The organism is Streptomyces sp. NPDC002276, from assembly GCF_053891435.1.
This window is the reverse complement of sequence record NZ_JBSFCQ010000001.1, coordinates 1116007-1126730: the sequence shown is the minus strand read 5'-3', so window position 1 is coordinate 1126730 and position 10724 is coordinate 1116007. Positions and strand designations below refer to the sequence as shown.

Annotated in this window: 9 protein-coding genes; 3 read left to right on the top strand and 6 right to left on the bottom strand. The window is 65.6% G+C overall.

Annotated features, from left to right (window positions below; translation table 11 throughout):
* Nucleotides 1–162: 162 nt before the first annotated feature.
* The 5 genes from ACWIHT_RS05115 to ACWIHT_RS05095 form a co-directional block, all read right to left on the bottom strand.
* On the bottom strand, nucleotides 163–930 hold the full coding sequence (locus tag ACWIHT_RS05115) for a transposase (RefSeq protein WP_456164525.1): 768 nt from the start codon (nucleotides 928–930) through the stop codon (nucleotides 163–165).
* 43 nt (nucleotides 931–973) lie between these two features.
* Nucleotides 974–1606 (bottom strand): DUF998 domain-containing protein, encoded by a 633-nt coding sequence (locus ACWIHT_RS05110; protein ID WP_456164523.1) that lies wholly within the window; start codon nucleotides 1604–1606, stop codon nucleotides 974–976.
* A gap of 125 nt (nucleotides 1607–1731) precedes the next feature.
* Nucleotides 1732–2652: a helix-turn-helix domain-containing protein gene (locus tag ACWIHT_RS05105; protein ID WP_456164521.1), complete on the bottom strand. Its 921-nt coding sequence runs from the start codon at nucleotides 2650–2652 to the stop codon at nucleotides 1732–1734.
* Between the two features lie 1020 nt (nucleotides 2653–3672).
* Nucleotides 3673–5157 (bottom strand): APC family permease, encoded by a 1485-nt coding sequence (locus ACWIHT_RS05100; protein ID WP_456164519.1) that lies wholly within the window; start codon nucleotides 5155–5157, stop codon nucleotides 3673–3675.
* A gap of 363 nt (nucleotides 5158–5520) precedes the next feature.
* Entirely contained in the window at nucleotides 5521–7020 is a 1500-nt protein-coding gene (locus tag ACWIHT_RS05095) for an NAD(P)/FAD-dependent oxidoreductase (protein ID WP_456164517.1), read from the bottom strand.
* A 349-nt stretch (nucleotides 7021–7369) separates the two neighbouring features.
* Here ACWIHT_RS05095 and ACWIHT_RS05090 point away from each other — a divergent pair, with 349 nt between their 5' ends.
* Nucleotides 7370–7897, top strand: a complete 528-nt coding sequence (locus ACWIHT_RS05090; RefSeq protein WP_456164515.1) for an STM3941 family protein — start codon at nucleotides 7370–7372, stop codon at nucleotides 7895–7897.
* A gap of 35 nt (nucleotides 7898–7932) precedes the next feature.
* Here ACWIHT_RS05090 and ACWIHT_RS05085 read toward each other — a convergent pair whose 3' ends face one another.
* The gene (locus ACWIHT_RS05085; protein WP_456164513.1) at nucleotides 7933–8853 is read right to left on the bottom strand and encodes a helix-turn-helix transcriptional regulator; all 921 of its coding nucleotides are present in this window, start codon (nucleotides 8851–8853) and stop codon (nucleotides 7933–7935) included.
* A gap of 167 nt (nucleotides 8854–9020) precedes the next feature.
* Between ACWIHT_RS05085 and ACWIHT_RS05080 the strand changes: the two genes are divergently transcribed.
* Nucleotides 9021–9800, top strand: a complete 780-nt coding sequence (locus tag ACWIHT_RS05080; RefSeq protein WP_456164511.1) for an SDR family NAD(P)-dependent oxidoreductase — start codon at nucleotides 9021–9023, stop codon at nucleotides 9798–9800.
* A gap of 55 nt (nucleotides 9801–9855) precedes the next feature.
* Nucleotides 9856–10701 carry an SDR family oxidoreductase gene (locus tag ACWIHT_RS05075; RefSeq protein WP_456164509.1) on the top strand — a complete coding sequence of 282 codons (846 nt, stop codon included), beginning with the start codon at nucleotides 9856–9858 and terminating at the stop codon, nucleotides 10699–10701.
* Nucleotides 10702–10724 lie beyond the last annotated feature (23 nt).

The window sequence follows — 10724 nt, the reverse complement described above, 5'->3', positions numbered from 1 at the left end:
CCGTCGTCCTTGCGGCCCTCCACGCTCGGGTCCTCGCTCAAACTGGCGAGCCCCAAAACAAGATCAAGACGACGCGTTAATGATCTGCAAGCCCTAAGGGTTGTCCCGTAAATGATCTTCCGGTCGGGTCGGACGCGGTTCCCCGGCGTGCGGCCTGCTCGACTATCCGGCGAGGGTGAGGTTGTGGAGGCGGGCGATGCCGCGCATGGCGTGGTGGACGCCGTCGCCTTTGAGGCGGCAGTCACGCAGGATCTTCCAGCCTTTCATCCGGGCGAAGGCGTGCTCGACGCGGGCGCGGACCTGCTTGTGGGACTTGTTGTGTGCCTGCTTCCAGTCGGGCAGCTCTTCGCCCTTGCGCCGGCGATGCGGCATGACGAGTCCTGTGCCGGGATAGCCGCCGTCGGCGATCGTGGTGGTCTTGCCGACGGCGGCCTTGGCGCCGGATTCCTCCCATGCTTTGCAGTCGGCGCGGTTGCCGGGAAGCGGTCGGCCGACCACGACGACCAGGCGCGTGTCGGCGTCGATCACGACCTGGTGGTTGGTGGAGTACCGGTAATTCTTCGACTGCTCGGCAACTGTGTGGTCGCGGGTGGGTACCAGGGTTACGTCGACGATCAGCACGGTGTCCATGCGGAATCGCTTGCGTGGCTGGAGCGCGAGCATGGGGCCAAGGTGGTCGATAACGCGGTCGGCTGCGGACTTCGAGACGCCGAACAACAAGGCGAGCTGCCGCATCGTCAAGTTCGTGCGCCAGTAGGCCGCCACGAGCAGTACGCGGTCCTCCGACGGAAGGCTCCACGGTCGGCCTTTTCGGACCGCGTCGGCGCCCTCGCGCCGCAGTTGGGTCACCAACTTGGTGAAGCAGCGTGGGCTCAGCCCGGTGAAGGGGCCTATCCAGGACGGTTCCGACGCCGTGATCACACCAGCCACCTCAAGATCATCTCACCCGTGACCAGGTGCTGCAGGGCAACTGTCAGGTGTGCAGGATGTGCACGGCGAGCAGCGTCTGCCAGGTCCAGCCGATCGTGATGGAGACCCGCTGGATCAGTCCGCCGAGGTCCACCCAGCGTTGATGTTGGCTGAACGCGGCACTGGACAGGGCCATCGTCGTCACGAAGAGCACGCCGCTGGCGATCGAGTAGATGGCCCACCCGGGCGAGCTGGACAGGGCGAATACGAAACAGGCCACCGTAAGGGCGAGGAATCCGATGAGCGACAACATGTCATGCAGCGCCCCTGCGCGGGTGTGGCGCTGGAGCTGATCGGGGGTGCCGGGAGGGTAGCCGCTTACTGGATCCGTCCGGAAGGCACCTGCACCCAGCAGGCCCACCGCCCATGTGCCGATCAGCAGTGCACCCCAGTGGGAAGGCCCGACATGCCACAGGCCCACGGCGAAGATCAGTGACAGCAAGCCCGCGACGAGGAAGTTGACGGTCTGTGCCCACCCGCCGCGGCCGAGGGAGAGCGAACTGACCGGATGACGGAATGGCTTGTAGTCCACACGGCTGGCGCCTTCCAGTAGATACGCGAGGGTGAACACGGGGCCAGCGGCCATCCCGCAGGCAAGCAGCGCTTGATTACCCATCGCGTCAACATAGGTTGACACGAGGGAGTATGTCAACCTTCGTTGACGCGAGGGTGGATGGCCCCGGAGGCCCGCTCAGGCATCGACTCGCGCCTCCGCTCCGCGAGATCAATTGCGGGACAACTCTTATGCACGATGAAAGACATTCAGTCCGGGCATTTCAATTTACGATATTCCCGAGGCGGCACGCCATAGGCGGACCGAAAATCCTTGCTGAGCATCGCCGCGTCCAGCATTCCCCATACAGCGGCCAGTTCACTGATCTTCCGATGCCTGAAGTCAGGATCAGCAAGGTCACCCGCGAAACCCTCCAGACGTCGGCGTTTAATATAGTGCATGACACTCTCGCCGGTGGACTCGAACAGCCGGTGCAACTGCCGCACCGATATATGATGCTCGGCCGCAAGCACCGCCGGACTGACCTCTGAATTGCCGAGGTGTCTTTCGATGGTTTCCTTCACATCGCCCAAGAGGGACGCGCTGCCGGCCGGGTAGTGGTCGCCCATCTCGCAGAACACGGTTTTCGCCGTGGACATACCGAGAAGGTATACGGTTCGCTCCAGGTCGGGACCGAGCTCACCGTCGACGTTCCAAATGTCCGTGGCCAGCGTCCCAAGGAGAGGAAACAGTAGCGTTCCCGCCTGTGATTTATCGGGCCTCCGCACTACGCGGAAGATCCCCCGACGTACGGTCGGCATACCGTCCATCATCTCTCCCGGTAAGTGGAAGACGAGCAGCCGTGAGGCGACCAGCGCGCGCAACGAGAAGGCGGCACCGCCAACGGCGACAAGCAGAGTTCCCGCATCGGCCTCCACGTCCCGTCCTTCGTGGACCGCGGATGCAGTTCCCGAAAGAATGCAAAAGATGACGCACTGTGGCGGCGTGCCGGAATCGCCATAGCCATAGCCATTCCCGAACGTGATGTCGACCGGCCCGCAGTCCACGGTCGTCACTTCAAGTCCGTCCACATTGATGGAATGCATCTTCATGCGCGATTTCGAGATGAGGAAATAGCTTCCGTAAGGATGCTCGCCGGCAGGGAAGGGAAATTTCTCAGGATTGGCCACGAAGAACCACCCCTCAAGGTGTAGGCCCAGCCTATTTTCTTGCTTTCGAACCGCTTTTCAACTTTCAGAGACGTAATTATTTCGAAAATTAACCAATGCCGTGAAGGTCATTTCCGGCCATCTTCCGGGCGCATGTGAATTAATTCAATAGGAGAGAAAAGCCATCCCATCCCACCATCCATATATGGTTACCCTGCGGCAAATAAACTTGCTGTGAATTAAGAGGATGGAGTGAGGAGTCTTTGAATTAAGTGAGGGCACGCCTGCTGCCGACTATACCGAGTGGTTGCCACGCCCACCTGCCCGAACGTCACCCTCGTCGAAGCCGTCGACCAGTGGCGCGACGGCATCAAGACCTAACCGGTCACCGGGATCACCAAGGCCGCCTCGGAAGACAACAACCGCCTCATCCGTGCGTCGACGGAGCCGACGATCCTCTTACTGAAGACGTCCTTGATCGCACAGAGACACAACTTGCCTTCCCTGGTCGCGTATTCGGAGACGCCCGCGAGCCAGAGGCGGTTTCGGGCCATCCGCGGTGACGACACGGCGGACCAGGTCGTCGTGCACCGGCGGACCGGCCGTTTTTGATCCTGCCGCGCCTTCCCGAACACGCTCCGGATCCTCACGGTGGGCGTCGAACAACGCGTTCGCGCGCCAGGCCTCCCCGAGTACGGCATCGGTCACCAGCCGGTCGAGCCGGCGGTGGTACGGCTGTCTGGCGAGCCCCAGGCCCGGCATGTGACCGTGAACAGGAACCCCACCCACGGCGAGCTCCGCCAGATTCGCCTGCGCCAGGTAAACGGCGGTTGGAGCAGGACAGCGTTCTCCTGCTCCAACCGCTTGATCCGCTGACGCGCAGGGCGAGCCAGTTCAGATGTCATCCGATCGTGCATCAGACCGGGACGCCGTCTCGGACACCAGGCCGAGGAGGAGCGGCGGCACGAATACCGAGGTGCAGGAGGTGAGGTGGGCGAGGACCTCACGCGAGCGGAGCCGCGCGTACCTGGTGAGTCCGCGTCAGGTAATCGACTGTCGGCCGATCCGTGCGTAGACGTCCGGACGCCTCGACCGGTAGACAACGGCGAGGCCGATCCCGGCGAGGAAGACCCCCCAGATGATCACCTGCAGGGCGATCGCCGTACCGCGATCGCGTCCGGTCAGGAGAACGAAATGGGTGAAGGACAAGTAGAGCGCCACCCCCAGCGCCGCTGTCGCCAATGCGGGAGCGATCACGGTGTGCCAGCGCGTCGAGTCATGGATCTCGCCGCGCGACCGGTGGAAGAAGACAAGAACGGCCAGGCTGGTCAGGAACATGAGCACCAGGATGGGAAAGCCACCAGCGCCCGCCAGCCAGGCGTATGCGATCGCCGGGGCACTGCCGGTGAACGCGAGTACAGCGATGAAGAAGATGACACTCACGACGAGGGAACTGACGTACGGCGACCCGTGGCGCGGGTGCACTCGGCCGAGGGAGGACGGCAACGCCCGGTCCGTGCCCAGCGAATACCCGTACCGAGCGATGATGTTCTGACACGACAGCACCCCGGCGAACACAGACGTCACCACCAGCACCGAGATCACATCCCGTGCCCAGGTTCCGACGAACCGCCCCATGGCGTCCGAGAACATTCCCGGCCCGTTGGCGGTAGCCGCCTCCGTGGCACGCGTCGTGCCGTAGGCGTCTACGAGCAGCCAGGTGACGACGATGTAGAAGACTCCCATGAAAAGCACCGCCAGATAGGTCGCCCGTGGGATCGTCCTCCGCGGGTCCTTGGTCTCCTCACGGAAGATCGCCGTGGCTTCGAAGCCGATGAAGGTGATCACGGCGAAGAGCAGGGCGACCCCCACCGCTCCTGATTTGAATGAACCCCAGGCGAACGGGGTGAGCGAGCGCCCCTCCGGCCCTCCTTGGACGGCAACCGCCAGGTCGAATATCAGGACCACGACAACTTCGAGGACCATCGCCAGGGAAAGCACTTTGGTGGACAGGTCGATCCGGAAGTATCCGAAGATCCCTACGACCACGACGAGGGACAGTGAGTACAACCACCAGGGCGACGACGGGCCGCCGAACGTGTTGACGACCAGGTCGTTGCAGACGATGCCGAAGAAGAGGCAGACCCCTGTGCCGATCATGAAGTACCCGAGGACAGCAAGGAGACTCGCGGCCATCCCGACCGTCCGGCCCAGCCCGGCGGTGATATAGGCGTAGAACGCACCGGGGTTGGGGACGTACCGGCTCATCGTGGTGTAGCCGACCGAGAAGACTACGAGCACCAGGGTCGCCGCGGCGAACGCGAGTGGCGCCCCTGCGCCGGCGGAGCTGATGACCAGGGGGATCACGCCCACCACACTGGCCAGGGGAGCCGCGAAGGCCAGGACGGTCAACGCGACCGCTATGACGCCCATGCGTCCTTGGAGTTGGGGTCTCACGTCGTCTCGGGTGCCGAGCCCGGAGGCTGCATCCGCCGCCATAGGGTTGGAGGCGACTTCTTCACTCATCTCAGAACCTCGTTCTGTGAGTACCCGGAGGATTCGGCTCAGACCGCCTTCTGACCGGCCGTGGGCAGCGAGGCGTTCGGCAGCCGCGGCAGCCAGTGGTCGAACCAGGTGTTGTGCTGGTCAACACGGCCACCGCGATCGTCGACCTGCCCCCGCAACTGACGCCATCCATCCCGACCTTGCCGGTGGACCACCGCTGCCGCGCCATCCACTCGACGGGGGCATAGCCGTCCTGTGCCCAAGGCGACTGGGCGTAGCAGCCCTGTAGGACTCCGCCCAGTCGCCGGTACCACGGACATCGCAGATCAGGCACCGCACAGCCGTGCCTGATCCACCTCTCCGACAGGGGTGTGCTTCTGGGGGCTACACCGCCGCAGCCTGTGTGGGTTTCTGGTGGTAAGCACGCGCTGCATGCAGGTAAAGGCGCAAGTCGGAAAGACCGTCCGATGGTGTGAGGCCCTGGAGAGCCATGAGGATCTCCGGTGGCAGTGCAACGAGCTCATCCAACTGTTCGTGAACTCGCTGAGCCCGCTGCTTCGAGTGATGAGCGACCGTTTCACTGTCGAGCCAAAACGGGAGGCTCAGGCCGTATTCGTAGGAGGCATCCACTTCGTGCGAAGCGAATTCCGCGATGGCTTCCCCGACCGTCATTGTCTGGATCGGCGGGCGTTTCGGGGTGAACCAGTCGAAGTTCGGGTCGGTGGTGGCCTGGTTCAGGACGGTATCGGTGACGTGGCGGGCGATGACCGGTGAGCAGTGGAAGCCGTCCCGATAGGTTCCGGTGGCGAAATGGAGTCCACGGAGGCTGCTCTCACCGATCAGCGGGAAGCAGTCCAGGGACATCGGGCGCGCTCCGTGCAGCCAGCGGGTGACCTGTGAGAACGCGATCTTCTGGTCGATCTGTTCGCATATCTGGCGCAGGAACGCATGGCCGTCGCCGATCCCGGGCCCGTGTGCCGGACGGTGGGTGACCATGTTGTTCGCGCCGAGGTACTGCCGGCCCTCTCCGGCCAGGGGTACGAGGTGGAGGCCGCATGATCCGGCGCGAATGGGTGTGCGCAGTACCTCGCGGGCGCTGTGGGGGGTGGTGCGCTGGGTGAGCAGCGCCAGACCGTTGCCGTGCAGCATGGGTGGGGTCTCGCCGGGAGGCAGGACGCTGTCGGCGAGAGCTCTGCTCGTACTTCCCGCCGCGAGGATGACGGTGCCGGCGCTGAGCGTGCTGCCGTCGGCGAGCTGCACGCCGGCCACTGTGTCCCCGTCGGCCAGGAGAGCCTGCACCGTGGTGGGAAGAATGTGGACGCGGTGACGGCGTGCCGCTGCTTCCAGTGCGGCGACGACGGCCCGTGCGTCGATGGCGCCTTCGCGGGGCAGGTGCACGGCCTGAGAGGGGCGTGCGCCGGGGCTGGGCTCCAGGCCCTCGATGTCCTGGGGGTCGACCTGCTCGTACGGCTCGTCGTACTTGATGAGGGCTGTGCGCATGGCCTGGAAGTTGTCCTGGGCGATGTGCCCGGACCTGCCGCTGAGCAGCACGAACGTGCCCTCGATTCGCGAGGTACGCAGTGCCGCGGCGTCGTGCCCGACGTCGTCGCAGAGCCTGTCCAGCCATGCGGGCCACTCGTCGAGGGCTTGGCGTGCGATGGCGAGTTTGGCTTCGGCGGCGGGATGTTGATGGGTGTACTTTGTCACTTCGCCGAAGCAGTTGAGCATTGCGCCGGCTGCCATGGATGCGGAGGAGGTCCGTTCCGGAGGACCGATTAACGCAATTTTGATTTTCGGTGCCCGGCGGGCGATTTCGACAGCGATCGAAAGTCCGAGTACGCCGTTCCCTACGACGGCGATATCCGTACTGGGTTGAGCGACCATAAGGCATCTCCCGGAAATGGTAGAACGACAGAATCAAACGGCCCCGCAGTGCAGCGCAACAGTGCAGGCGTCGGATCGGTCCAGACCGTGCAACTCACTCACTCACTCACTCACTCGCCCGCCCGGTCACAGTTATTCGAAAGACCAAATCGCGTCTACTCCGAATATGGTGACAGGCTGCTTTTCCATATACTTGTCGACCAGTGCACAGTTTTCTGTCGGTACGTGCCATGCCACCGGAGCGGGCGGTGGCACGGCTCGTCGAGGGCGACCGGCGCGACAGCCCGGGGCCGAACGATCCAGGAAAAGGGTTTCGCCGACGAGGGCTCTGGTCCTATCGTCTGACCTCGTGATCAACAACGGCGTTCCGCTGCCCCCGACGGTCTACCCGCTCGCCAAGGGGAGGGTGTGGGCCATGCTGGCCGGCTCTCTGGTCTTCGTCGCTCTGGGCATTGGTTTCCTGGTCGCCCACAGCACCGTGAAGATGACCGCGGCAGGGGCAGTGGCCGTGCCCTTCTTCGGGTTGTGCGCGGTGATCATCGGTCAGCGTCTGCGCCGAGACCGGCCGGAGTTGATGCTGGACGACACGGGGGTGGACCACGAGAGGCTGGGCCGGTTCCGCTGGGACGAGATAGCCGCCGTACGGATACGCGAACAGCGAGTACGCAACGCCTCGCAGCGGTTCATCGAGCTCGTACTGCACGATCCGGATGCCTATCTGGCCCGAGCACCCAAGCTCGTCCGCAGCACCGCGTCCATGAACGCCCGACTCGGTTTCGGTCCGGCCGTCATGGCCACGAACACCTTGCCGGTACCGCCTGAGACGATCCTGGACGCGATGCGGCGCCACTGCCCCGGACTCGCCGTACAGCACTGAGCACGTCCGTCGGCAGCTTGTGCCTTGGCCCCTGGTCAGGCCTTCCGTGGATCGGCCGAGGGCGTGATCGTCCCGGACGAGTTCCGTGTGGTTCCCTCGCTCGACTGCCCGCCGGACGTGTGGGTCCAGCTGGCGAGGATGTCGAGGGCTTCCGCGGAGGGTGAGGCGGGTTCGGGAGTGAGGATCGTGAGGCTCTGGTCGGGGTCGCCCTCGACGGCCAGGACGACGTAGTCGAGGGTGAGGTCGCCGACCAGTGGGTGGTGGAGGCGTTTGGTGCCGGTGGTGTGGGCGAGGACGTCGTGGTCGGCCCACATGCGGCGGAAGACATCACTGTGCACGGACAAGTCCCCGATCAGTTCGGTGAGTTGGGGGTCGTCGGGGTGGCGTCCCGCGTACAGGTGAAGGGTGGCCACGCAGTCTCCGGCGGCCGTGTCCCAGTAGTCGGCGTACAGAGCGCGGGCGGTCTCGTCGAGGAAGACGTAGCGGGCGAAGTTCCGCTCGCGGTGGGGCCGGTCCTGGAAGTCGGTGAAGAGGACGTAGCCAAGGCGGTTGGCGGCCAGGACGTCCATGCGCCGGCCCAGGACGATCGCGGGTGTGGCGAGTGAGTCCAGCGCCCGGTACAGGACCGGACGTACCCGCTGTGGGCTGAGCGGCCGTTTCCGGCGGGAGCGGGTGGCGGTGGGCTGGGCCAGATCGAAGAGGTGGGCGCGTTCGGTGTCGTCGAGTTGCAGCGCTCGGGCGACGGCTTCCAGTACGGCGTCGGAGACGCCCTGCGTCCGGCCGCGTTCCAGGCGGACGTAGTAGTCGACGCTCACCCCGGCGAGCTGGGCGACCTCCTCGCGGCGCAGCCCCGGGACCCGGCGGACGCCCAGGTGCGGGGCGAGTCCTGCCTGCTCGGGGGTGACCCGGGCCCGGCGGGTGCGCAGGAACTCGCGGATCTCGGTGCTGCGGTCCATGCATCCACCGTACGGCCGACCCAGCGCGTGGGCGGTGCGGAAAGGGGTACTGCCGGACCCCCGGTAGAGGGATGCCTGTTGTGGCGGTGCGGGCGGGGTCGGCGGGTGGTTGCCTGGATCACGGGCCCACCGCACCGCATCTCCAGCCCACAGAACAGGACACCCCCATGAGTTCCCCGACCGCATCGAAGCTGGCCGGTACCGTCGCCCTCGTCACCGGCGCGAGCAGCGGTATCGGCGCCGCCGCCGTCCGTCGGCTGGCCGAGCACGGCGCCTCCGTGGCGCTCGTGGCCCGGCGCAAGGACCGGTTGGACGGCCTCGCCGCCGAGATCGAGAAGGCGGGTGGCACCGCGCTGGCGGTGGAAGCCGACATCACCGACCGCGCCCAGGCCGAAGCCGCCGTACAGCGGACCGTCGAGCACTTCGGACGACTGGACACCCTCGTCAACAACGCCGGACTGATGCTCCTGGGCCCGGTCCTCGGCGCGGACGCCGAGGAGTGGGACCGGATGATCGCCGTCAACATCCAGGGCCTCCTCCACACCACCCGCGCGGCTCTCCCGCACCTGGTCACGGCGGCCGACGAGGGACCGCGCCGGATCGCCGACATCGTCAACATCAGCTCGATCGCCGGCCGTGTCGCGTGGAACGGGTATGGCGTCTACAACCTCACCAAGTTCGGCGTGAACGGCTTCACCGAGTCCCTACGCCAGGAAGTCACCCGGCGGCACGTGCGCGTCGGCGTCCTCGAACCGGGCGGCGTCGACACCGAGCTGGGCTCCCACAACGATCACAAGCCCGAGGTCCGCGAAGCGATCGACGCCTTCTACGAGCAGACCGAGGTCCTCTCCCCCGACGACATCGCCGACGGTGTCGTCTACATGGTCACCCGGCCCCGCCACGCCTCCGTCGGCGAGCTGTGGATCATGCCCACGGACCAGGCCTAACCCGTCCCCGCACACCACCGGATGCCCGATCACGGCATCCCGAAAGGAACCCCTCATGAGCAAGGTCATTCTCGTCACCGGTGCCGGACGCGGTCTGGGTACGGACATCGTCCGCGAGGCCCTCGCCGCCGGCCACCAGGTCGTCGCCACCGGTCGCCGTCCCGATCAGGTCGGGGAGGCCCTGGGCGGCCCCCGGGACAATCTGCTGGTCACCAAGCTGGACGTCACCAGCCTGGAGGACGCCGAGGCCGCCGCGCGGGCCGCCGTCGACCGCTTCGGCCGCATCGACGTCCTCATCAACAACGCCGGCAACTTCTTCGCCGGCTACTTCGAGGAGATCACCCCCGAGCAGATGCGCCAGCAAATCGAGACCAATCTCTTCGGCCCCATGAACGTCACCCGCGCCGTCCTGCCCGTCCTGCGCGAGCAGCGTACCGGCCACGTGATCACGCTCTCCTCCTCCGCGGGTCTGATCGGCCAGGAGTTCTGCGTCGCGTACGCCGCCTCCAAGTTCGGCGTGGAGGGCTGGATGGAGTCACTGCGCTACGACATCGAGCCTTACGGAATCCACACCACGGTCGTGGAACCCGGCTTCTTCCGCACGGAGTTGCTCGTGGACGCCTCCACCACCTGGCCCGAACCAACCATCGACGACTACGCCGAGCGCACCACGGCCACCGTCGCGGCCTGGAAGAGCATGAACGGACAGCAGAGCGGCGACCCCGCCAAACTCGCCCGCGCCCTGCTGACCATCGCCACCCAGGAGAAGCCGCCGCTGCGCTTCGTCGCCGGTGCCGACGCCATCGACAGCGTCGAAGCCAAGGCGCGGGAACTCCTCGCCCAGGCCCAGGCATCCCGCGAACTCGGCGGCGATCTGGCGTACGGCGGTGCCAAGGGCTGAACACCGCACCGGCCCGTCACGGT

Excerpts from the sequence above, each read along its gene's own strand:
- ACWIHT_RS05100 (WP_456164519.1), bottom strand. The coding sequence starts at position 5,157 with ATGAGTGAAGAAGTCGCCTCCAACCCTATGGCGGCGGATGCAGCCTCC.
- ACWIHT_RS05095 (WP_456164517.1), bottom strand. The coding sequence starts at position 7,020 with ATGGTCGCTCAACCCAGTACGGATATCGCCGTCGTAGGGAACGGCGTA.
- ACWIHT_RS05085 (WP_456164513.1), bottom strand. The coding sequence starts at position 8,853 with ATGGACCGCAGCACCGAGATCCGCGAGTTCCTGCGCACCCGCCGGGCC.
- ACWIHT_RS05080 (WP_456164511.1), top strand. The coding sequence starts at position 9,021 with ATGAGTTCCCCGACCGCATCGAAGCTGGCCGGTACCGTCGCCCTCGTC.
- ACWIHT_RS05075 (WP_456164509.1), top strand. The coding sequence starts at position 9,856 with ATGAGCAAGGTCATTCTCGTCACCGGTGCCGGACGCGGTCTGGGTACG.